We start from the raw sequence: 23349 nt of genomic DNA, 5'->3' as shown, positions 1-23349 counted from the left end.
TCCCCCTGCGGCTACTGGCCGATGGAGTCGGTCCGGGGGAGGGGCGGGACCGGGGAGAGGGAGACCGCTCCCGCCTCGGCCGCCCCTTCCAGCTCAAGGACCCACACCTCGTTCTCGCCCTCCCGCAGCACGGCCCCGGGAACGTACAGCGAGGACTGCGGGCCCACCGCCCAGTACCGGCCCAGATTGAATCCGTTCACCCACACGAACCCCCGCTCCCAGCCGGGCAGTTCGAGCAGCGCGTCACCGGCGGCGCCACGGACGTCGACCGACCCCCGGTACAGCCCCGGACGACCGCCGCCGTCCCCAGCGGCAGGAATCCCCCGCACGGCCTCCGCCGAGGAGAACGCGTCCAGCCGCAGCCCCTGGGCCCGCACCCCGTGCAGGTACTGCCGCTCGTGCAGCACCCCGCCGGTGATGCCCTTCGTCTCGCCGGTCCGCGGCCCGTAGTTGACCCGCCCCAGGGACTCCACCCACAGCTCCACGCGCGCGTGCCCCGCGACAGACTCGGGGAGGGACGGCTCGTCCTCGGTGAGGACACCGGCCCGCACCCCGTCCACGTACACCACGGCCCGGTCCCGCAGCCCCCGCACACTCAGTGGGTACGGCCGCCGCGGGCCCGGCACCGTCACCGTGTACCGGACCAGGCCGCGGTCGACGTCGAGCTCTTCGAAGGTGGGCGGTACGGCGTGTTCCGCATCGGGGCCGCCGAGCGACTCCATGACCGCGGACAGCGGCGCCCACCGGGACAGGTTCGCCGCCGCGCGCGCCCCGAGCCGCGGCGGTGGCGCGGGCAGCTCCGGCAGCGGCGCTTCCGCGTACGGGGCGAGCACCTCGCGGAAGCGCCAGAACTTCTCCGTGGGGCGCCCGAACTCGTCGATGGGCGCGTCGTAGTCGTAGGACGTGACGTCCGGCTCCAGGACGCCGTCGTGCAGCGCGCCACCGCCCCGGTTCGCCCCCGCCCAGCCGGCGAAGTTCGTGCCGCCGTGCGCCATGTAGAGGTTGACCGAGGCCCCGCACTCCAGGATCTCGCGCAACGCGTCCGCTGCGTCCGCCGCGTCCCGCACGACATGCTCGGCGCCCCAGTGGTCGAACCAGCCGCACCAGAACTCCATGCACATCAGCGGCCCCTTGGGGCGGTGCCCCCGCAGCGTCTCGAAGGCCGCGCGGGCCTGCGAACCGAAGTTGGCCGTCGCCAGGACGCCGGGGACACAGCCGCCGGTGAGCATGTGGTCCTCGGGGCCGTCGGACGTGAACAGCGGTGCGGTCACGCCCTCGGAGCGCAGCAGGTCGGCGAGGTGGCGGAGGTAGACCTGGTCCGAGCCGTAGCTGCCGTACTCGTTCTCCACCTGCACCATGATCACCGGGCCGCCCCGGTCGTGCTGGCGCGGGACGACCTCCGCCATGAGGCGGCCGAACCAGCGGTCCACGTGTCCCAGGTACTCCGCGTCGCGGGTACGCGCGCGTGCTCCCACCGCGCCCGTCAGCCAGTGCGGAAGGCCGCCGTTCTCCCACTCGGCGCAGATGTACGGTCCCGGCCGGACGATCGCCCACAGGCCCGCCTCGTGGGCGGCACCCAGGAAACGGCCGAGCGCCTCGACGTCGCTGAACTCTCCGGGGCGCGGCTCGTGCAGGTTCCACGGGACGTACGTCTCCACGCAGTTGAGCCCCATCGCCCGCAGCATCGCGAGGCGGTGGCCCCACTGTGCCTCGTGCACCCGGAAGTAGTGCAGCGCGCCGGAGAGCAGCCGTACGGGCCGCCCGTCCAGTTCGAAATCGTCCTCGCCCACCCTGAAGCCGTTCATCGTGTCCCTGAATCCCTCTCGCTCACCACTGATCAGCCACGATCACCTCTGGCGGGCAGCGGGGTCCATGGACAAAGATCTAGGCGGGTTGGACGCAGCGAGCGGGGCCGCGGCCCGGACGGAAGGGGCACAAGCGGATGTACCACACGTGGATGCGGTATTTCACGCCGAGCCCGGCCCACCACCGCCTCGGCCTGGCCTGCCTCGGGGTCGGCCTGCAGCACGGCGCCCTGCCGACCGTGGGCCCGCGCACCCTCGACCACCACGTCGCCGTGGTCGTGAGCGCGGGCGGCGGCTGGTTCCAGGGACCCGACGGCAGACGGACGACGGTGACGGCGCCCGCCCTGATCTGGCTCACCCCCGGAGTGCGCCACCACTACGGGCCCGACCCGGAGAGCGGCTGGGACGAGTGCTTCGTCGACTTCACGGGGCCCGCCACGGCGACGTACACCGAGCTCGGCTACATCGAACCCACCCGGCCCGTGGTGCCGCTCTCCGACGCGACCGGCGCGCGGGCCGCCGTCGGGCGCATCGCGCGCGCGGCGCGGCGCGGCAACCCGCTCCTGGAGGTCGAGACGGGCGCCGCCGTCCATGAACTCCTCGTCGCGCTCCGCCGGGCCCGCGCCGACATAGCCCCCGACGGCGACCCGGTGCTCCAGGCGCTCGCCCGCGACGCCTTCCAGCCACTTTCCGTCGCCGAGCACGCGGCGCGGCACGGCATGACGCCCGCGGAGCTGCGCACGGCGGTGCGCCGGGGCGCGGGCTGCAGCCCCAAGGACTATCTCCTCGGCATCCGTCTCGGGCGCGCCAAGGAGCTGCTCGCGGCCACGGAGCTGCCGGTGGCGGCCGTCGCGCGCCGGGTCGGCTACGACGACCCGGCGTACTTCTCGCGGCTCTTCACACGCCGCGTCGGCATGGCGCCCGTGCGCTTCCGTGAGCAGCAGGGACGCGCGGTACCCGGCGGCTGGTCGCAGCAGATTCCCGACCCCGACCACCCGCCGATTTTGCGCTCTTCCGCCGTCGGCGGCGAAGGACCGGCAACGTAGGCTCGTCGACCATGACCACCAGCCACACAAGTGACGCCAACGGAGCCGGGCCCGCGGACGAGGCCGTGCGCGCCGAGCTGTCCCGCCTGCGCGACAGCATCGACAACATCGACGCGGCCGTCGTCCACATGCTCGCCGAGCGCTTCAAGTGCACCCAGCAGGTCGGCCATCTCAAGGCCAACCACCACCTCCCGCCCGCCGACCCGGACCGCGAGGCCCGCCAGATCGCCCGCCTGCGCGAGCTCGCGGAGAGCGCGAAGCTGGATCCGGCGTTCGCCGAGAAGCTGCTGAACTTCATCATCGCCGAGGTCATCCGCCACCACGAGACGATCGCCAAGTCGGCGTGAGCCGCGGGCGCGAGACCGCCCAGGGCTGAGTCCGCCGATATCCGGGGCTCCCGCACCGTTGTCAGTGACATCAGGCAGCATGGACCCATGTCCGTACTGACGCGCGACGAAGCGCAGACCCGAGCCCGGCTCCTCGACGTCCACCGGTACAGCGTGGAGCTGAATCTGACCACGGGAGCCGAGACCTTCGACTCCCGCACGGTCATCCGCTTCACGGTGCTCGGGGAGCCCGCGGACGGCTCCGCGGCCGCGGTCGACACCTTCGTCGAGGTCAAGCCCGCCGAGCTGCGCTCCGTCACCCTCGACGGGCAGCCGCTCGACCCGGCGGGTCTCGTCGAGAACCGCCTCGCGCTCACCGGACTCACCACGGGCGAGCACGAACTGCGCGTCGACGCGGCCATGCGCTACTCGCACACCGGCGAGGGCATGCACCGCTTCACCGACCCCACGGACGGCGAGACGTATGCGTACACGCAGCTGTTCATGGAGGACGTGCAGCGCGTCTTCGCGGCCTTCGACCAGCCCGACCTGAAGTCCGTCTTCGAGCTGACCGTCACCGCCCCGGAGGGCTGGACCGTCCTCGCGAACGGCGTGACCGAGCACGTGGGCGGCGGCACCTGGCGGGCCGCGGCCACCCCGCTGATCTCCACGTACCTCGTCGCCGTCGCCGCGGGCCCCTGGCACTCGGTCCGCACCGAACACCGCGGACTGCCCTTCGGCATCCACTGCCGCCGCTCGCTCGCGCCCTTCCTGGACGCCGACGCCGACGAGATCCTCGACGTCACGCGCGCGTGCTACGACCGGTATCACGAGAAGTTCGACGAGCCCTACCCCTTCGACTCGTACGACCAGGCGTTCGTCCCCGAGTTCAACGCCGGAGCGATGGAGAACCCCGGACTCGTCACCTTCCGCGACGAGTTCATCTACCGCTCCGCCGTCACCGAGACCGAGCGGCAGACCCGCGCCATGGTCATCTCGCACGAGATGGCCCACATGTGGTTCGGCGACCTCGTCACGCTCAGGTGGTGGGACGACATCTGGCTGAACGAATCCTTCGCCGAGTACATGGGCTTCCAGACCACGGCCGAAGCCACCCGCTTCCGGGACACCTGGACCGACTTCGGCGTCGCCCGCAAGGCCTGGGGGTACGACGCCGACCAGCGCCCCTCCACCCACCCCGTCGCGCCCGACCCGGACGCCGTGCCCGACACCGCGTCCGCGATGCTCAACTTCGACGGCATCTCGTACGCCAAGGGCGCATCCGCCCTGCGTCAACTGGTCGCCTGGCTCGGCGAGAAGGACTTCCTCGCCGGCATCAACACCCACATCGCCCGGCACAAGTTCTCGAACGCCACCCTCGCCGACTTCATCGATTCACTTGCGCACAACACCGACCGCGACGTGCACGGATGGGCCGAGGCCTGGCTGCGCACGACCGGCGTCGACACGCTCACCTCGACGGTCGCGCACGACGCCCGTGAGTGGACCCTCACCGTCGACCGCGAGGGCAGCCGCCCGCACCGCGTCGCCGTCGGGGTGTTCGACCGCGACCTCACCGACCCCCAGGGCCTGGTCCTGCGCGAGCGGTACGAGACGGACGTCCCGCACTCCGGTCCCTCCGTGCCGCCGAGCGACGGCGGGCGGCCCGCCCTGATCGTGCCGAACGACCAGGACCTCACGTACGCCAAGATCCGCCTCGACGACGTCTCCATGGAGACGGCCCTGCGCAGCCTCTCCCGCGTCCCCGACGCCCTCACCCGCGCCGTCCTGTGGAACAGCCTGCGCGACATGGTCCGCGACGGCGAACTCGAGGGCACCGCCTATCTGGAGACGGCCCGCGCGCACCTCCCCGACGAGACCGACCTCGCCCTCGTCCAGGGCGTCCTCGCCTTCGCCACCGGCTACGTCGCGGACCGCTACCTGCCCCCGGCCCGGCGGACCTCCGCCCTCACCACCCTCACGGAACTGTGCCGTGACCTGATCCGGCGCACGGAGGACGGCTCGCACCCGGGTCTGCGGCTCACCGCCGTGCGCGGCTTCATCGACGTGGCGACGCGCCCCGACCCGCTCCAGGAGTGGCTCTCCGAGGGCACCGTCCCCGGCGGTCCCGAGCTCGACCCCGAGCTGCGCTGGCGCGTCCTGACCCGCCTCGCCGTCCTCGGCGCCGCCGACGAGTCCGCGATCGCCGCCGAGCTGGAGCGCGACCCCAGCGCCACCGGCCAGGAAGGCGCGGCCCGCTGCCGTGCCGCACTGCCGGACCCGGAGGCCAAGCGCCGCGCCTGGGAGGCGATGTTCGCCTCGGACGACCTCTCCAACTACCTCCTCACCGCCACCGCCCAGGGCTTTTGGCAGCCCGAACACGCCGATCTCGTACGGGAGTACATCCCCCGGTACTACGAGGACGCGGTCGCCGTCGCGGCCCGGCGCGGCCCCGCCATCGCCGACGTCGCCGGACGGTGGGCCTTCCCCGCCGATTCGGTGGACGCCGAGACGCTCCGCCTCGGCCGGGAGTGCCTTCGCGACGCCGACCCCATTCCCGCCCTGCGCCGCAAGCTGGCCGACCAACTGGATGACCTGGAGAGGGCATTGAGGGTGCGGGAGGCGGCAGAGGCCTAGTCCCCGGCCCGGCTGGGACTAGGTCCGCGGACCTACACGGACCTGGTCCCAGCCGACGATCCAGCGGACCCGCACACCGCCCTAGGCTCGAAGATCCAGCACGAGATCCCTAGGAGCCCTTCGTGATCGTCGCCACCGGTGCCACCGGAAACGTGGGCCGCGCCCTCGTCACCCAGCTCGCCGCCGCACAGACTCCCGTCCGCGCGCTGACCCGCGACCCACGCCGTGCGCAGCTGCCCCCGGGCGCCGAGGTGGCGCGCTTCGACCCCGCCGCCGAACCGGCCGCCCTCGCCCCGCTGTTCGAGGGCGCGTCCGCGCTGTTCCTGCACATGGCGGCCGTCGGTGAGCACGCCGACGCGGTGCTCAAGGCGGCCCGAGAGGGCGGCGTCGAGCACGTCGTCATGCTGTCGTCGGGGATCATCGAGGACGGCGCCGACGAGACCCACCCCATCTACGTCGCGCACGCGGACCTCGAGGAGCGGGTGCGCGGGGGCGGCTTCGACTGGACCTTCCTGCGCCCCAACGCCTTCGCCACCAACTCCCTCCAGTGGGCGGACCAGATCCGCGCGGGCGACACCGTGCGCGGCCCCTTCGCGGGAGCGCTCACCGCGCCGATCCACGAGGCCGACATCGCCGCCGTCGCCGCCCGCGCCTTCCTCGACGACGGACACCGGGGTGCCGTCCACCGCCTCACCGGGCCCACCGCGGTGTCGACCGAGGAGCAGATCCACGCGATAGGACAGGCGCTCGGCCGCGACGTGCAGTTCGTCGAGGTGCCGCCGGAGGAGGTGACCGAGGACATGTTCCCGCACGTCCCCGCGGGGATGCTGCCGGCCATCCTGGAATCCTTCGCCGAGGCGGTGGGCGTCGCACCGGAGATCACCACCACCGTGGAGTCAGTGACGGGCACACCGGCAAGGACGTTCACGGACTGGGCAAGGGACCACAAGAACGACTTCACCCAAAGCACCTGAGAGACGCCCCGCAAGGGGCGCGGGGAACGGCGCGATCAACCACACAGCACCCGCAGGAGATCTCCCGCCGGGAGGGGGCGCCCCGAAGGGGGCGCGAGGAACGGCGCGAGCAACCACGACGCACCCGCAGGAGATCTCTCGCCGGGAGGGGGGCGCCCCGAAGGGGGCGCGGGGAACGGCGCGATCAACCACACAGCACCCGCAGGTGATTCCCCGGCGGGAGGGGGGCGCCCCGAAGGGGGCGCGGGGAACGGCGCGCCAGCCGCAGGGCACCCGCAGCCAGAATCCGCCCACCCCGCGGAGCACCTAGCACTGCGGCCCCCGCCAACACGCTTTCTCCGCACGGCAGTACCACTTTCGGGTTCGGATCGTTGAGCTCTCCGGGCGTGCCGCCTGCTCGGCAGACAGGCTGGTGACCCCGCCCGCGTGCACCCGAAGGACGTCGCCCATGAGCACTCCGCCGCCCCTCGCCGGAGGCGCCCAAGGACCCGATGCGCTGAGGCCGTTGCTCGCCGCGGCCCTGGACGCCCTGCGCACCGGGGCGACCGCGCGCGGGGGGCCGCTCCCCGCGGGCGGCCCCACCGCCGTCGCCGCCCGGGTGCGCGAGGCCGCAGGCGAGGTCCTGCCCGCCCGGGGCGAAGGCGCCGAAGCGGCCCTGCGCACCCTGGTCCACGCACTCGCCGAGGGCGCCGCCGACCCCGCGGACGCGCTGTGCGCCGCCCACCTCCACTGCCCGCCGCTCGCGCTCGCCGTCGCCGCCGACCTCGCCGCGTCCGCGCTCAACCCCTCCATGGACTCCTGGGACCAGGCGCCCGCGGCCTCGGAGATCGAGACCCTGGTCACGCGCGCCCTCGCCGCGGAGGCCTACGGCACCGGCAGGGGAGACGCCCTCGTCACCACCGGCGGCACCGAGTCCAACCAGCTCGCCCTGCTCCTCGCCCGCGAGCGCACCGCCGCGCACGGCCCCGTCCAGCTCGTCGTCGGCGAGAACGCCCACCACTCGCTCGGCCGCGCCGCCTGGCTCCTCGGCATGCCGGAACCGGTCACCGTCCCCGCGCCCGCCGGCGTCCTCGACCCGGCCGCGCTCGACGAGGCACTCTCCCAACTCACCGGCCCGCCCGGCACGTTCCTCGTCGCCGCCACCGCGGGCACCACCGACGCCGGGCTCATCGACCCCCTCGACCAGATCGCCGACCTCTGCGCGCGCCACGGCGCCCGTCTGCACATCGACGCCGCGTACGGCGGTCCGCTGCTCTTCAGCGACGTACGAAGAGCGCTGCTGCACGGCATGGAGCGCGCCGACAGCGTCACGTTCGACCTGCACAAGCTCGGCTGGCAGCCCGTCGCCGCCGGGCTGCTCCTGGTCCGCGACCCGGACGACCTCGTGGCGCTCGGCCACCACGCCGACTACCTCAACGCGGGCGACGACACCGAAGCGGGCCTCCCCGACCTCCTGGGCCGCTCCCTGCGCACCACGCGCCGCCCCGACGTACTGAAGATCGCCGTCACGCTCAAGGCCCTGGGGCGGGAGGGGATCGGCGCGCTCCTCGACCAGGTCTGCGACCAGGCACAGGAGTTCGCCGCCCTCGTCGCCGCGCACCCCCGCTTCGAGCTGTACGACCGGCCCGTCATCAGCACGGTCCTCTTCCGGCCCGTCGGCGCCGACGACGACCACATCGCGTACGTCCGGCGCGAGCTGCTCGGCCAGGGCCGTGCCGTGCTCGGGCGGGCCAGGATCGACGGACGCCGCTGGCTCAAGGCCACTCTGCTCAACCCGCACACCCGGCCCGGCGACCTCGCCGAGCTCCTGAAGCTCGTGGAAGGAACCACCCCCCGATGACCGGCCAGAACGACAAGCCCGCCCCGCCGCTCACCACCCCCGAGGAACCCCGGGACCTGGTCGGCATCGGCATCGGCCCCTTCAACCTCTCCCTCGCCGCCCTCGCCCAGCCCCTGGCCGGTATCGACGCCGCCTTCTACGAACAGCGGCCCGCCTTCCACTGGCACCCGGGGCTCCTCATCGACGGCGCCAGCCTCCAAGTGCCCTTCCTCGCCGACCTGGTGACCCTCGCCGACCCGGCGAACCCCTGGTCCTTCCTCAGCTACCTCAAGACCCGCGAGCGGCTCTTCCCCTTCTACTTCGCCGAGCGGTTCCACATCCAGCGCGCCGAGTACGACGCGTACTGCCGCTGGGTCAGCGAGAACCTGCCCGCGCTGCACTTCGGGCACCAGGTCGACGCGGTGCGCTGGAACCCCGAACGGGACCTCTTCGAGGTCGACTTCACGCAGCTCGACGCCGAGGGAGAGGCCGAGGCGCTCGGCCGGACCTACACGAAGAACGTCGCCGTCGGCGTCGGCACCGCGCCCCACGTCCCCGAGCCCCTCAAGCCCCTCGCGGACGCCCCCGCCGTCCCCGTGATCCACTCCGCTGACTATCTCCTGCACCGCGACCGGCTGCTCGCCGCCGACCACATCACCGTCATCGGCTCGGGACAGTCCGGCGCTGAGGTCTTCCTCGACCTGCTCAAGCACCGCCCGGTGGGCGCGGAGAAGATCCACTGGCTCGCCCGCACCGAGGCGTTCGCGCCCATGGAGTACTCCAAGCTCGGCCTGGAGCACTTCACACCGGACTACACCCGCTACTTCCACTCCCTGCCCGAAACCGTGCGCGACGGCCTCGTCCCCCACCAGTGGCAGCTCCACAAGGGCATCGACGCCGACACCATCGCCGCCATCCACGACGAGCTCTACCAGCGCACCCTGCACGGCGGCTGGCCCGACGCCGTCCTCACCCCGGGCGTCTGTGTGCGCACCGCGGGCCGCGTCGCCACCACCCGGGTGGAACTCCACCTGGAACACCTCCAGCAGGGCACACGCTCCCGCCTCACCACGGACGCGGTCGTCCTCGCCACGGGCTACCGCGAGCGCCCCCTCGACAAGGTGCTCGGGGGCCTCGACGCCTACATCCGCCGGGACTCCTCGGAGCGCCCCCGCATCGACGAGCAGTACCGCCTCGTCCTCGACCCCTCCGTCACGGGTGGCGTGTACGTCCAGAACGCCGAACGCCACACCCACGGCGTCGGCGCCCCCGACCTGGGCCTCGCCGCCTGGCGCAGCGCCACCATCCTCAACACCCTGACGGGCACGTCCCCCTACCCGCTCCCGCAGCGCACCGCGTTCACCAGCTTCGGCCTCCAGGGACCCCAGGCCCGCACCGCCACCGGCCTCATCGGCGAACAGCGCGGAAACCTGGTGCCCCTCAAGAGCTGAAGGTCAGAAGACCGGAGTGCCGTCCCGGGTCAGCTTCCAGTCCACCGACGCGAACTGGGCCGGGTCGACCGTTCCCTTCGCCTGGACCCACTGGATGATCGTGTTCCGGATCTCGTCCGAGTTCGCCCACAGCTGCTTGGCGGCCGGCACGTGCGGGAAGTTGCCGCCGCCGCTCGCACGGTAGTTGTTGACCGCGAGCACGAACTCGGCCTTGGGGTCGATGTCCAAGCCGCCGAAGCTCAGCTTCGCGATGCGGGAACCGGCGGGCTTGGCGATGTCGATCTCGTACGTCACGCCGTACAGCGCGTCGTAGTTGTAGTCCGGGGTGTTGTCCGCGTTCGTCAGCTTCGCCGGGTCGACCGGGGCGCCGGCCGCCGTCTGCACGTAGTAGCGCGCCGAGAACTCCAGGTACTCCTTGAGCTGCGCGCCCGTGATGAGCCGCGCCTCAAGGGTGTTCTCGAAGGGGTAGAGCCCCGCAGCGTCCTTGATCGTCACCTCGCCCGCCGGGATGCCCGCCGTGCGCGAGAAGCACGAGGCCTGCGAGAGCACGGGCAGCGCCGCGTACTGCCCGCCCTTGAGCGCCTCCTTGACCGTCTCCGCCTGGACATGGCTGATCAGGTCGATGATCGCGACGTCCTTGTACGGGCCTTCGGCCGTGCTCATCGCCTGCGTCGAGGTGCCGATGACCTGGTTGACGTACGCGACGACCTTCTTGTGCTCGTCGGCGAGGAGCCGGGTGACCTTCTTGTCCTCCGCCGCCGTATTGGAGTTGAGGACCTTCGCGCCGACCTTCTCCACCGTCCAGCGGCCCTTGGCCCACACCAGGTCGAAGTCGAAGAGCGTGAGGCGCTGGCCCCACTTCAGCGGCTCGGACAGGACGACCTTCTTGCCGGTCTCCTTGTTCTGAACGAAGTACTCGGGGATCTCCGTGTGCGCGTGTCCGACGAGGATCGCGTCGATGCCGGGCACCTGCTCGGCCACCAGACCCGCCGCGTTCTCGATGTACGGGAGCTGGTCACCGTACGAAGAGGTGCCGCTGGACCCGGAGTGGGCCGAGACGATCACGACGTCGGCGCCCATGGACCGCAGCTTGGGCACCCACTTCGCCGCCTGCTCCTCCAGGCCCGGGAACGTCATCTTGCCCTGGACGTTGGCCTTGTCCCAGATCGCGATGCCGGGGTTCGTCAGGCCGAGGACCGCCACCTTCACGTCGCGGCCGTGCGGGGTGCGCAGACGCTTCATGAAGTACGGCGGGAAAGCGGGCTTCTGCGTCTTCGCGTCGAGGGCGTTGGCGCCGAGCAGCGGGAAGTCGCACTGCTCCTCGAATTTCCGCAGGACCGGAATGCCGTAGTTGAACTCGTGATTGCCGAGCGCCGCCGCGTCGTAGCCGATGCTGTTCATCGCCTGTGCCATCGGATGGACCGGTCCGCGCGCGGCGGTGATCGGGTCGATCTTGGCGTAGTAGTACGAGAGCTGGGTGCCCTGAATGGTGTCGCCCGCGTCGATGAGAAGCGTGTTGCGGCGGCCTCTCTCCTCGCGGATCTCGTTCACGAGGGTGGAGATCTTCGCCAGGCCTACGTCGTTGTGGTCCTTGTCGTCGAATTCCTTGTCCGTGAAGTAGTCCCAGTTGAAGACATTGCCGTGCAGGTCCGTCGTGCCCATGACGGTGAACGAGTACCGCTTCTTCCGCTTGGCGGGCTTCTGGGGCGCCCGCGCCGACGCGGAGGGCGCGACGGCCACGCCGCCCGCGAGCGCCACACCCGTGGCTGCGGCGGACTTGCCCAGGAACTTCCGGCGGTTCAGCGGCATTTCGTACTCCCCTTGGACCCTTGGTCGATCGATGTAACGCGCGTAGATTCTGACCCCGACCACGCCACCGGCAACAGACCCCGCAGGTTTCGATCCGATGACTGTCCGGTGCCGTCCCCCAGTGCGAGAGTGGCCGCATGGACGAGACGACCCCCACTCCGGCCCCCTACGGCACCCCCGACGCCCCGCGCCTGGCCGTCAAGGGCGAGGCGCACCTCGAAGTCGACCCCGAGATCGCCCGCATCGGCATCACGGTCAGCGCGCGCGGCACCGACCGGCGCGACGCCCTGAACGACCTCACGCGCCGCAACGCCACTGTCATCGACCTCGTGAAGGCCTACGGCGAAGCCGTCGAGACGCTGGAGACCGGTGCCTTCTCCATCAGCCCCGAACTGACCAAGCACGGCCGCGGCGAACGCGTCCGCGCCTACCACGGCCGGGTCAACATCACCGCGGAGCTCACCGACTTCACCGCGCTCGGCGAGCTCACCACGCGCCTCGCGGACCTCGAACTGACCCGTGTCGACGGCCCCTACTGGGCCCTGCGCCCCGACTCTCCCACCCGCCGCGACGCCCGCCAGCACGCGGTCAGGGAAGCGGTGCAGCGGGGCCGGGAGTACGCGCAGGCGCTGGGGACCACGCTCGCCGCGCTCGTCGAGCTCGCTGACATCGGCGCCGAGAACGCCCAGCCGTACGGGTACGGCGGCCCGACGCCCGCCATGCGCACCGTCGCGTACGGCGGCGCGCCCGACCCGTACCAGGAAGCCGCCCCCCTCGACCTCGAACCCCAGCGGCAACACGTGTACGCACAGGTCAACGCGCGCTTCACGATGACACCGCCGCAGCTGTAGCCGCGGAGGGGATTTACACGGCGGGGCGCCCGGTAGATCGCTCATCAGAGCAGCGCCCCGCACAATTCAACACTTGTCAATAACCTTTCATGCAAAGGTTGTTGAGTAGTCATGCCCGGCCAATTCTCTACCGGCCGGTAAGGCCTAGGCTCGAAGCATGCGCCGAGCAAAAATCGTCTGCACCCTGGGCCCCGCCACCGACTCGTACGACCAGATCAAGGCACTGGTCGAAGCCGGAATGGACGTGGCCCGCTTCAACCTCAGCCACGGCACGTACGCCGAGCACGAGGAGCGCTATCAGCGCGTACGGAAGGCTTCCGACGAGACAGGCCGCAGCGTCGGCGTCCTCGCGGACCTTCAAGGCCCGAAGATCCGCCTCGGCCGCTTCAGCGAAGGACCCGTACTCCTTGAACGCGGTGACGAGTTCACCATCACCGTCGAAGAGGGCGTCGAGGGCGACCGCCAGACTTGCGGCACGACCTACGGCGGCCTCGCCGATGACGTCACTCCCGGTGAGCGCATCCTCGTCGACGACGGCAAAGTGACCCTGGAGGTCACCGCGGTCGACGGTCCTCGTGTCACCACCACCGTGGTCGAGGGCGGCATGGTCTCCGACCACAAGGGGCTCAACCTCCCCGGCGTCGCCGTCTCCGTCCCCGCGCTCTCCGACAAGGACGAGGCGGACCTGCGCTGGGCCCTGCGTTCAGGGTTCGACGTCATCGCCCTGTCCTTCGTCCGCAGCGGACGCGACATCGAGGACGTGCACCGCATCATGGACGAGGAGGGCCGCCGCCTCCCCGTCATCGCCAAGGTGGAGAAGCCGCAGGCCGTCGAGAACATCGACGACATCGTCGCCGCCTTCGACGCGATCATGGTCGCCCGCGGTGACCTGGGCGTCGAGATGCCCCTCGAGCAGGTGCCGATCGTCCAGAAGCGCGCCATCAAGCTCGCCAAGCGGAACGCGAAGCCGGTCATCGTCGCGACCCAGATGCTCGACTCGATGATCGACAACTCCCGCCCCACGCGCGCCGAGGCCTCGGACGTCGCGAACGCCGTCATCGACGGCACGGACGCGGTGATGCTCTCCGGCGAGACCAGCGTCGGCAAGTACCCCATCGAGACGGTCCGCACGATGGGCCGCATCGTCGAGGCCGCCGAGGAGGACATCCTCGCCAAGGGCCTTCCGCCGCTGACCGAGCGGAACAAGCCCCGCACCCAGGGCGGCGCCGTGGCCCGTGCCGCCGCCGAGATGGGCGACTTCCTCGGCGCCAAGTTCCTCGTGGCCTTCACGCAGTCCGGCGACACGGTCCGCCGCCTCTCGCGCTACCGCTCGCCGATCCCGCTGCTCGCCTTCACCCCGGACCGGGCGACGCGCTCGCAGCTGAACCTCACCTGGGGCGTGGAGACGTTCCTGGGCCCGCACGTCGAATCCACCGACGCCATGGTCCGCCAGGTCGACGAGCTGCTCCTGAAGTACGGCCGCTGCGAGAAGGGCGACGTGGTGGTCATCACCGCGGGATCCCCGCCCGGAGTCGCGGGCTCCACCAACCTCGTACGCATCCACCACATCGGCGAGGACGACAGCCCCAAGTAGGCGGATCGCGTACGTGGAACGAAGGGCCGCTCCGGGGGGAGCGGCCCCTCGCTTTTGTGCGAGCGTGTCTAGGGCGTCACGATCGCGAAATTCGGGTCCGGCTTGTCCACCACGCCGAGCAGCTCGGCGAGGAGTTTCGCGTCCCCCTCGACCTTGATGTCACCGAGCCCCTTGCCGCCCAGCATCGCGAGCAGCTGAGGCTTGGTCATGGTCAGAGTGACGCCCGCGTCCGGGTCCTTCTTCGTGTCGCTGCGGTAGGTCAACACGCCGTTCCGCAACGTCAGATGCCAGATCTTGCCCAGGGCCGGAAGGCTCCAGTCCATGCGCAGCTTCAGGTCCCACGCCTTCGGACCGTTCACGCGGATCGCCACCGAGTCGATCAATTGGTCCACGGAGAGTGCCATCAGCATGTCCGCGCTCGCCACGGAGGTGGGGGAGTCCTGTACGCCTTCGCGCAGCTCCTGGGCGCCCATCAGATAGAAGTTCCGCCACACGGCGTTCTCCGATGCCTGCCCCAACTTCACGTACAGCGCGGCGAGTTCCGACTTGGCGGCCTTGTGGCCGGGGTCCGCGAACACGACGTGGTTGAGCAGCGTCACCGCGAACCGCGGATCGCCGTCGCGCGCGAACGCCCTGGCCTTCGCGACCGTGGCCGTACGGCCGCCCATGGCCTTGACATACCGCTTGGCCTCCTCGACGGGCGGGTGCTCCCACAGGTGCGCGGGGTTGCCGTCGAACCAGCCCATGTACCGCTGGTAGATGCCCTTCACGTTGTGGCTCAGCGATCCGTAGTACCCGCGGTTCGCCCAGACGCCGGCCAGCGCGGGCGGCAGCTCGATCTCCTCGGCTATCTCCCGCCCGGTCATCCCCTTGTTGATCATCCGCAGCGTCTGGTCGTGCATGTACGCGTACAGGTCCCGCTGCTGTTCGAGCAGCTCGACGATCGTCTCCCCGCCCCACGTCGGCCAGTGGTGCGAGGCGAAGGCGACATCCACCCGCCCGTCGAAGAGGACCACCGATTCGTTGAGGTAGTGCGCCCACTGCCGGGCGTCCCGCACCTGCGCGCCGCGCAGCGTGATGATGTTGTGCATCGTGTGCGTCGCGTTCTCCGCCATGCAGACGGCACGCAGCTCGGGGAGCACGAAGTTCATCTCCGCGGCCGCCTCCGTCCCCGGCGTCATCTGGAACTCGAACCTCACGCCGTCGACCGTCTCGACCTGACCGGTCTCGGTGATGTCCTTGGTCGGCGGGATCAGCCCGATCGACCCCACCGAGACGCTCTGCCCGAGGCCGCAACCGATCTGTCCCGCGGGGGACTTGGGGAGCAGCGCGCCGTACATGTAGCCGGAGCGCCGCTGCATCGCCGTACCGGCGTTCTCCGAGACGGCGTGCTCCATGAAGCCCTCGGGCGCGAGGATCGGCACGTCGCCCGCGCCGTCCGGCAGCACGCCGCGGCAGCCGCCGAAGTGGTCGACGTGGGGGTGGGTGTAGATGAGCCCGGTGACCTTCTTCTTCCCGCGGTGCTCGCGGAACAGCTTCAGGGCGGCGGCCGCGGTCTCCGCGGAGATCAGGGGATCGATGACGACGATGCCGGTGTCGCCCTCGATGATCGTCATGTTCGACAGGTCGAGGCCGCGCACCTGGTAGACACGGTCAGTGACCTTGTAGAGCCCCTGCTTCGACACGAGCTGCGACTGGCGCCACAGGCTCTTGTCCGCGGTCCTGGGGGCGTCGCCCTTGAGGAAGCCGTACGCGTCGTTGTCCCAGACGACCTGGCCCTTGGCGTTCTTCACGACACCGGGGGTGAGGGCGGCGATGAACCCCTTGTCGGCGTCGGCGAAGTCGTCACCGCCCTGGTCGGTGCCTTCGCGGTCGACCGCGAAGGCGGTGTGAGGATTCATGGCCACGGCCGCCGCGGCGGCACCCGCGGCCGCGGCGACGAAGCTGCGGCGGTTCAAGGGAGTCATGCGGCCGAAGATCGCAGCGGGGAACGGGGCGGGGCAAGGGTTCGCCGGGGATTTGGGGCAGCTCCCAGGGAGGGCGGAAAAGGGGAGTGACGCGTCCTATTGCGCGGGCGGCGCGGGGCGGGTGCAGGATCGGGCGCGATATCGCGGGACTACTGTCCGTGACGGCAGATGGCCATACGTAGCAAAAAAGCGGGTGCTCACGCAATCGTGAGCACCCGCTTTTCCTTCGATGTGCCGGGTGCGGGACTCGAACCCGCAAGCCCTTTCAGGCAGAGGTGTTTGAGACCTCCGTGTATACCGTTCCACCAACCCGGCAGGCACTGCCGGAACTATACCGGGTCACCGCCGGACGCTGCAGCTAGGTAGGCTGCAGAGGCAGCAGTACCTGCCCGGCCCGCAACAAGGAGCCCCCGTGACTTCCCCCGAGTCGCCCCAGCCCGTAGCCGATGACGACGACAAGTCGCACGTGCCTCCGCTGACGACCCGTGTCGTCATCGCCGAGGACGAGGCTCTCATCCGGCTCGACCTCAAGGAGATGCTCGAGGAAGAGGGTTACACCGTCGTAGGCGAGGCCGGTGACGGTGAGAAAGCCGTCGAGCTGGCCCGCGAGCACAAGCCGGACCTGGTGATCCTTGACGTGAAGATGCCCGTCATGGACGGCATCTCGGCGGCCGAGAAGATCGCCGAGGAGAGCATCGCCCCGGTGCTCATGCTGACCGCGTTCTCGCAGCGTGACCTGGTCGAGCGGGCCAGGGACGCCGGCGCGATGGCGTACCTCGTCAAGCCCTTCAGCAAGACCGACGTGGTGCCCGCCATCGAGATGGCCGTCTCGCGCTACACGGAGCTCAAGACGCTGGAGAACGAGGTCGCGGACCTCACCCTGCGTCTGGAGACGCGCAAGCTGGTGGACCGCGCGAAGTCGATCCTTCAGACGGAGTACGGCCTCACCGAGCCCGCCGCGTTCCGCTGGATCCAGAAGACGTCGATGGACCGGCGCCTTTCGATGCAGCAGGTCGCGGAGGCGGTCATCGAGGACGCCGACGAGAAGAAGGCGGCCAAGGGGCAGTAGCCGCACACGAGGAAGGCCCGCACCCCGGCTTCGGGGTGCGGGCCTTCCTCGTACGTACGCGAAGTGCCTAGTCCTCGCCGAGGTACGCCTTGCGCACGGACTCGTCGTGCAGCAGGTCGCTCCCCGAACCGGAAAGGACGATCTTGCCGACCTCCATGACATGACCGTGGTCGGCGAGCGAGAGCGCCGCCTGGGCGTTCTGTTCGACGAGCAGAATGGTCGTGCCCTGCGACTTGAGCTCGGAGATGGTCGCCATGATCTTCTGCATCATGATCGGCGAAAGGCCCATGGAGGGTTCGTCGAGCATGAGCAGTTTGGGCTGGGACATGAGCGCGCGTCCCATGGCGAGCATTTGCTGCTCGCCGCCCGAGAGCGTGCCCGCCGCCTGCTTTCTGCGCTCCCCGAGAATGGGGAAGAGCTCATAGGCGCGCGCGATGTCCTTTTCGATGGCCGATTTGTCGCTGCGCAGATAGGCGCCGAGCCGCAGATTGTTCTCGATCGTCATGCGCGGGAAGATGTGCCGGCCCTCGGGAGAGTGGGCGAGGCCGAGCGCCACGATCTGGTCGGCGCGGTATTTCCGCAGCGTTTTTCCGTTGAATTTGATGGAGCCGCCGACCGGCTTGAGCAGTCCGGAGAGCGTGCGCAGCGTGGTGGTCTTGCCTGCGCCGTTCGTACCGATCAGGGTGACGACCTCGCCGGCCTCGACCTTGAAAGAGATGCCCTTGACGGCTTCGATCTTGCCGTAGGCGACCTTGAGGTCCTCGACCTCGAGCAGTGCGGTCATCAGCTGGTCTCCTCGTTGCCCGTCGCGTCGGCCTCTGTGCTGCCGGGGGCACCTTCGAAGGGCTCGCCCAGGTAGGCGGCGATGACGCGGTCGTCCTGCTGGACGGTCTCACTGCTGCCCTCGACGAGTTTCTCGCCCTGGACGAGTACGGCCACGCGGTCGCACAGGTTGAAGATGAAGCGCATGTCGTGCTCGATGACGAGGACGGCGATGCCCATGTCCCGGATGGCCAGGACGAGTTCCTCGGTGGCGCGGGTCTCCTGCGGGTTCATGCCCGCGGTCGGCTCATCCAGGAGGAGCAGGCCCGGCTCGCTCGCGAGTGCCCGGGCGATCTCCAGCTTGCGCTGCTCGCCGTAGGGCAGGTTGCGGGAGAGGTGCTCCGCCTTGTCGGCGAGGCCGACGAACTCGAGCAGCTCCAGGGCGCGGGCCTTGGACTTGGCCTCCGCCTTGTGGAAGCCGGGGCCGCGCAGAAGAGCCGACCAGAGACCCTCCTTCGTACGCGTGTGGCGCCCCACGAGGACGTTCTCCAGGACCGTCATGTTGGCGAACAGACGGATGTTCTGGAAGGTGCGGGCCACGCCCGCCGCGGTGACCTTGAAGGACTTGCTGGGCAGGACCGTGCCCTTGTACCGGACTTCGCCCTCGGTGGGGATGTACAGGCCGGTGAGGCAGTTGAAGAAGGTGGTCTTGCCCGCGCCGTTGGGGCCGATGAGGCCGACGATCTCGCCGCTGTTGACGGTGAGGTCGACGGAGCGCACGGCGGTCAGGCCGCCGAAGCGCATGGTGACGCCCTTGGCGTCCAGGACAGTCTCTCCGGCCGGCGTCGCGGCCGGGCTGTCCTTGCTGGTGGTGGTGTCGGTGGTCATGGCTCAGGCCCCTGTCTTGCTGAGGACTGTGGGTGGCGGCGTGTCGCCGGGAGCCAGATCGGCCTCGTGGAACTCGAGCTGGCGGCGGCGGTTGGGGATGAGGCCCTCGGGGCGGAAGCGCATGAGCAGCACGAGCGCGAGGCCGAAGGCGAAGAGCTGGTAGTCGCCCAGGAACGAGAGCTTGCTCGGGATGAGGTAGAGCAGCGCGGCGCCGACGAGGGGTCCGCTGATGGTGCCCATGCCGCCGAGGACGACCGCGGCGAGCAGGAACGCCGAGTTCGGCGGGACCGTGTTGGCGAACTGGTACTGCTCGGGCGTCACGGTGTAGGTGACGTGCGCCTGCACCGTGCCCGCGAGTCCGGCGAGCGTGGCGCCGAGCGCGAAGGCGATGAGCTTCACGCGGAAGCCGTTGATGCCCATGGCGAGCGCCGCGGTCTCGTCCTCGCGGATGGCGACCCAGGCGCGCCCGATGCGGGAGTCGCCGCTGCGCCGGAAGACCAGCACGACGACGAGGGTGATGAGCAGCATCAGGAAGAAGTAGTTCGCGAATCGGCCGATGGTGACGCCGAAGATGGTGTGCTCGAGGCCGAAGTCGAAGCCGAGGATCTTGAGGTTCGGGATCGAGGAGATGCCGTTCGAGCCGTTCGTGATGTCCGGGCCCGACGTGCCGTCGGAGTTCATCGCGACGAGCCGGAAGATCTCTCCGAAGCCGAGGGTGACGATGGCGAGGTAGTCGCCGCGCAGCCTCAGCGTCGGGGCGCCGATGAGCACACCGAAGACGAGCGATGCGCTCGCGCCGACCAGGATCGCGCCCCAGAACGGCAGATGGACGTCGAAGGGCGAGGACGGCGACCCGGAGACCATGGACGCCGCGTAGGCGCCGACGCCGAGGAAGGCGACGTATCCGAGGTCGAGGAGTCCGGCGAGGCCGACGACGATGTTCAGGCCGAGCGCGACGGTGGCGAAGATGAGGATGTAGACGCCGATGGTGGCGTACTGGTCGTCGCTCTGCGTGAACGGGAAGGCCGCCGCTGCGGCGAAGGCACCGCCGAGTGTGATGTTGCGGTGCCGCGCGGTGTACGTGGAGACCTGGGCGACGAGCCCCGCCTTGGACAGCGCGGCGAAGCTGAACGCCACGGTGACCAGGAAGCCGACGAAGAGTTCGTCGTACTCGGTGCCGATGCCGTAGGTGAAGACCACGAGGCCCACGGCGAGCGCGGCGACGATGATCAGGATCTCGACGTAGCTGGGGAGCTTGCGCGGCGTGGGCGGGGCCTCGGCGGCGAACGCGCCCTTGAAGACGACAAGACCGTTGCGCACGCGGTGCTTGAACTGCTCGCTGCCGCTGTCCTCGGCGTCGACCGCGTAGGTGTGCGGCCGGGTGAAGGGCAGGGCGAGGGCGCCGACGAAGGCGCCGAGCGTGGCGAGCGCGGCGACCCAGCCGCCGGGTTCGAGGTTGGCGAGGCCGCCGAGCTGGTAGCTGATCGAGAGGATCGTGTACCAGGTGGTCGCGAAGGCGGCGAGTGCCGCGTACTTCAGTGCGGCGTCGGCTCCGCCGGGGGCCAGTGCCCGTACGCCCTTGACGCCGTAGGAGGCGAGGCCGAAGAGCGTGGTGAGGATGCCGGCGATCAGGACGAGGACCTGGAGGCCGCCGGGGTAGCCGTAGACGGTGAGGTCGCCGGGGAAGGCCGAGGTCCAGGTCCACGCCATGAACGTGGAGATGACGGTGAGGATGCCGCCGCCGGTGGCCAGTGCGCGGGCGGGGCCCACGGGGATGGCGATGAGGCCGGTGGCGGTGTGGTCCTGCTTGGGGCTCGGCGCGTCGGCCGCTGTGGTCTGTGTGGTCATGGTTGTCACGCCCTGTCCGCGACGCGCTCGCCAAGGAGACCTTGTGGCCTGACGAGGAGTACGACGATGAGGAGTACGAAGGCCCAGACGTCGGCCCAGGACTGCCCGCCGAGCTGGCTCATGCCGGGGATGTCGTTCATGTAGGCGGTGGCCATGGCTTCGGCGACGCCGAGGACGAGGCCGCCGAGCATCGCGCCGTAGATGTTGCCGATGCCTCCGAGCACGGCCGCGGTGAAGGCCTTGAGACCCCACAGGAAGCCCATGCGGAACTGGACTTCTCCGTAGCGGAAGCCGTAGGCGACGGCGGCGATGCCGGCGAAGGCGGCGCCGATCGCGAAGGCCACGACGATGACGCGGTCGGTGTTGACACCCATGAGCTTGGCGGTGTCGGGGTCCTGCGCGGTGGCCTGCATGCCGCGTCCCACGCGGGTCTTCATCACGAAGTAGCCGAGGGCGAACATGCAGATCGGGGCGGTGATCAGCAGGAAGATGTCGCCGGGCTGGATGGTGACGGAGCCCATGTGGATGGAGTCGCCGGGCATCTCGGGGAAGGTGCGGGACGACTTCGCGTTGGGGTACCAGGCCCAGACGGCCTGCTGCAGCGCGAGGGAGAGGCCGATGGCGGTGATGAGGGGGGCGAGGCGGGGTGCGCCGCGCAACGGGCGGTAGGCGAAGCGTTCGGCTCCGACCGCTATGAGGGTCGAGACGATCACGGCGCCTATGAGCATGAGTGGCAGTGCGAGCCACATGCTGGTGCCGCCCGGCAGCCAGAGCCAGACGGTGAGGGCGCCGAAGCCGCCGACCATGAAGATCTCGCCATGGGCGAAGTTGATGAGCTGGACGATGCCGTAGACCATTGTGTAGCCGATGGCGATCAGGCCGTACATGGATCCCAGTAGCAGGCCGTTGACCAGCTGTTGCGGCAGTTCGTGCACCGCAGGTCCTCCGAGTCTTTCGGTGTCGTGCGGCCTGTGTGCGGTGGCTGTGGGCCCCGGCGGCCGAACGGCTTAGGTGACGGATGCGACGCCGCGCGGGGCGCTGCAGAGGCAGCGCCCCGCGCGGTGGTGTCGTGCTGCGGGGTGGATCAGCCGGTGAAGGTGCCGGACTTGACCGGCTCCCAGCCCTTGGTCGGGTCCTCGGTGGACTTCACCTGGTACACGGTGAGCTGCTTGTTGGTCGCGTCGCCGTACTCGTCGAAGGAGACCTTGCCGGTCACACCGTCGAAGGAGACGTCCTGCATGGCCTCGACGATCTTGGCGCGAGCGTCGTCGGGCAGCTTGCCGTCGTTGTCCTCGACGACCTTCTTGACCGCTTCGATGATCGCCCAGGCCGAGTCGTACGAGTAGCCGCCGTAGGCCTCGTAGGCCTCCTTGAAGCCGGCCTTCTTGTAGTTCGCGATGAACTCCTTGGCGGACGGCAGTTCCTCGACCGGCTGGCCGATCGAGGTGGCCATGTCGCCCTTGCCCTCCTTGCCGGAGAGCTTGACGAAGTCGGCGCTGTAGATGCCGTCACCGCCGACGAGCGGGATCTTGGCACCTGCCTTCTTCATCTGCTTGCTGAGCGGGCCGGCCGCGGGGTACTCGCCGCCGTAGTAGACGACGTCGGCGTCAGAGTTCTTGATCTTGGTGGCGACGGCGCCGAAGTCCTTGGTGTCCGGGTTCACGTGCTCCGTGCCGGCGACCTTGCCGCCGAGCTTGGTGAACTCGTCCTTGAAGGTGGCGGCCAGGCCGGCACCGTAGGTCTTCTTGTCGTCGACGACGAAGACCTTCTTCTTCTTCGCGTCGTTGTACAGGTACTGCGCGGCGAACGGGCCCTGGATGGCGTCCGTGGTGGCCGTGCGGAAGTAGGCCTTGTACGGCCGGACCTTCTTGCCGCCGTTCCAGTCCTGGCCCTGGGTCATGGCCGGGTTGGTGTTGGCGGGGGAGACCTGTACGAGCTTCGCGTCGTCGAAGACCTTCTGCATCGACTCGCCGACGGAGGAGTTCAGGGGCCCGACGGCGCCGAGGATTTCCTTGTTCGCGACGAACTTGGTCGCGTTGGTCTGGCCCGACGCGGGCTGGCCCTGGTCGTCGGCGGCCTCGATCTTGAAGGTGATGCCGTCGACGTACTTCTTCTCGTTGGCCTGCTTGGCGGCGAGATCCACGGAGTTGCGGATACCGAGGCCCAGCGCGGACAAGTCGCCGGTCAGCGGCGCGTCGACGCCGATGACCACGGTGGTACCGCCACCCCCGGCGTCGTCTTTGTCCTTGTCGTCGCGTGAGCCACAGGCGGTGAGGGTGAGTGCCCCCGCGGTGAATGCAGCGGTGATGGCTATGAGCGAACGTTGACGCACGATCAGTCCTTTCCCCTGGCACGGCCGTCCCCTGTTGGGTGGCCGAGTCGAGCGCAGAACCGAACTGACAGGAATCCGGTGGGCGCGGTGACTGGCCGTGACTCTAAGGGCCGCTTTGTTCCTGGTGGAGTGGTCAGGCCAAAGGTGTGACGCTCTTGTTATGCCACGGAG

At 69.9% G+C, this 23349-nt stretch carries 17 protein-coding genes and 1 tRNA gene; 9 read left to right on the top strand and 9 right to left on the bottom strand.

Going from position 1 to position 23349, the window contains the following annotated elements:
- Positions 1-11: 11 nt before the first annotated feature.
- Positions 12-1805, bottom strand: coding sequence for a beta-galactosidase family protein (locus tag ABZ833_RS13225; protein WP_361045281.1), 1794 nt, complete (start codon positions 1803-1805; stop codon positions 12-14).
- A gap of 137 nt (positions 1806-1942) precedes the next feature.
- Between ABZ833_RS13225 and ABZ833_RS13220 the strand changes: the two genes are divergently transcribed.
- From ABZ833_RS13220 to ABZ833_RS13195, 6 genes are all read left to right on the top strand, one after another.
- Complete coding sequence (locus ABZ833_RS13220) at positions 1943-2851, top strand: AraC family transcriptional regulator (protein ID WP_249590509.1); 909 nt, start codon at positions 1943-1945, stop codon at positions 2849-2851.
- Between the two features lie 11 nt (positions 2852-2862).
- On the top strand, positions 2863-3198 hold the full coding sequence (locus ABZ833_RS13215) for a chorismate mutase (RefSeq protein WP_249590510.1): 336 nt from the start codon (positions 2863-2865) through the stop codon (positions 3196-3198).
- Between the two features lie 87 nt (positions 3199-3285).
- The gene (gene pepN, locus ABZ833_RS13210) at positions 3286-5814 is read left to right on the top strand and encodes an aminopeptidase N (protein ID WP_361045277.1); all 2529 of its coding nucleotides are present in this window, start codon (positions 3286-3288) and stop codon (positions 5812-5814) included.
- A 122-nt stretch (positions 5815-5936) separates the two neighbouring features.
- Positions 5937-6788: an NAD(P)H-binding protein gene (locus ABZ833_RS13205; protein ID WP_361045274.1), complete on the top strand. Its 852-nt coding sequence runs from the start codon at positions 5937-5939 to the stop codon at positions 6786-6788.
- Between the two features lie 448 nt (positions 6789-7236).
- Positions 7237-8628, top strand: coding sequence for an aminotransferase class V-fold PLP-dependent enzyme (locus ABZ833_RS13200; RefSeq protein ID WP_361045271.1), 1392 nt, complete (start codon positions 7237-7239; stop codon positions 8626-8628).
- Positions 8625-10058, top strand: a complete 1434-nt coding sequence (locus ABZ833_RS13195) for a SidA/IucD/PvdA family monooxygenase (RefSeq protein ID WP_361045268.1) — start codon at positions 8625-8627, stop codon at positions 10056-10058. Before ABZ833_RS13200 ends, ABZ833_RS13195 begins: the two co-directional genes overlap by 4 nt.
- Before the next feature lie 3 nt (positions 10059-10061).
- Here the strand turns inward: ABZ833_RS13195 and ABZ833_RS13190 are convergent, their stop codons facing one another.
- On the bottom strand, positions 10062-11867 hold the full coding sequence (locus ABZ833_RS13190) for a 5'-nucleotidase C-terminal domain-containing protein (protein ID WP_361045265.1): 1806 nt from the start codon (positions 11865-11867) through the stop codon (positions 10062-10064).
- Between the two features lie 137 nt (positions 11868-12004).
- Here ABZ833_RS13190 and ABZ833_RS13185 point away from each other — a divergent pair, with 137 nt between their 5' ends.
- Positions 12005-12718 carry an SIMPL domain-containing protein gene (locus ABZ833_RS13185; protein WP_361045261.1) on the top strand — a complete coding sequence of 238 codons (714 nt, stop codon included), beginning with the start codon at positions 12005-12007 and terminating at the stop codon, positions 12716-12718.
- A 157-nt stretch (positions 12719-12875) separates the two neighbouring features.
- Positions 12876-14312, top strand: coding sequence for a pyruvate kinase (gene pyk, locus ABZ833_RS13180; protein WP_361045258.1), 1437 nt, complete (start codon positions 12876-12878; stop codon positions 14310-14312).
- A gap of 68 nt (positions 14313-14380) precedes the next feature.
- On the opposite strand, the gene ABZ833_RS13175 is transcribed toward pyk, so the two are convergent.
- Positions 14381-16279 carry an alkyl sulfatase dimerization domain-containing protein gene (locus ABZ833_RS13175; RefSeq protein WP_361045255.1) on the bottom strand — a complete coding sequence of 633 codons (1899 nt, stop codon included), beginning with the start codon at positions 16277-16279 and terminating at the stop codon, positions 14381-14383.
- A 232-nt stretch (positions 16280-16511) separates the two neighbouring features.
- Positions 16512-16594: transfer RNA gene (locus ABZ833_RS13170), tRNA-Leu, on the bottom strand.
- A gap of 97 nt (positions 16595-16691) precedes the next feature.
- Here ABZ833_RS13170 and ABZ833_RS13165 point away from each other — a divergent pair.
- Positions 16692-17348: a response regulator gene (locus ABZ833_RS13165; protein WP_361045253.1), complete on the top strand. Its 657-nt coding sequence runs from the start codon at positions 16692-16694 to the stop codon at positions 17346-17348.
- Between the two features lie 67 nt (positions 17349-17415).
- Here the strand turns inward: ABZ833_RS13165 and ABZ833_RS13160 are convergent, their stop codons facing one another.
- The 5 genes from ABZ833_RS13160 to ABZ833_RS13140 all read right to left on the bottom strand — a co-directional run bounded on the left by ABZ833_RS13160 (position 17416) and on the right by ABZ833_RS13140 (position 23178).
- A complete protein-coding gene (locus ABZ833_RS13160) occupies positions 17416-18132 on the bottom strand; it encodes an ABC transporter ATP-binding protein (protein WP_361045250.1) in 717 nt (238 codons plus the stop codon).
- Positions 18132-18998, bottom strand: a complete 867-nt coding sequence (locus tag ABZ833_RS13155) for an ABC transporter ATP-binding protein (RefSeq protein ID WP_361045247.1) — start codon at positions 18996-18998, stop codon at positions 18132-18134. Before ABZ833_RS13155 ends, ABZ833_RS13160 begins: the two co-directional genes overlap by 1 nt.
- A gap of 3 nt (positions 18999-19001) precedes the next feature.
- Entirely contained in the window at positions 19002-20846 is a 1845-nt protein-coding gene (locus ABZ833_RS13150) for a branched-chain amino acid ABC transporter permease (protein ID WP_361045244.1), read from the bottom strand.
- Positions 20847-20851: 5 nt separating this feature from the next.
- A complete protein-coding gene (locus ABZ833_RS13145; RefSeq protein WP_249590523.1) occupies positions 20852-21781 on the bottom strand; it encodes a branched-chain amino acid ABC transporter permease in 930 nt (309 codons plus the stop codon).
- Positions 21782-21930: 149 nt separating this feature from the next.
- Positions 21931-23178, bottom strand: a complete 1248-nt coding sequence (locus ABZ833_RS13140) for a branched-chain amino acid ABC transporter substrate-binding protein (RefSeq protein WP_361045239.1) — start codon at positions 23176-23178, stop codon at positions 21931-21933.
- Positions 23179-23349: the final 171 nt, after the last annotated feature.

The sequence above is a fragment of the Streptomyces sp. NPDC047525 genome (assembly GCF_040643025.1).
In the GTDB taxonomy this organism is placed as follows: domain Bacteria; phylum Actinomycetota; class Actinomycetes; order Streptomycetales; family Streptomycetaceae; genus Streptomyces; species Streptomyces durmitorensis.
The sequence above is the reverse complement of the archived record's forward strand: the minus strand, read 5'-3'. Positions and strand labels throughout refer to the sequence as shown.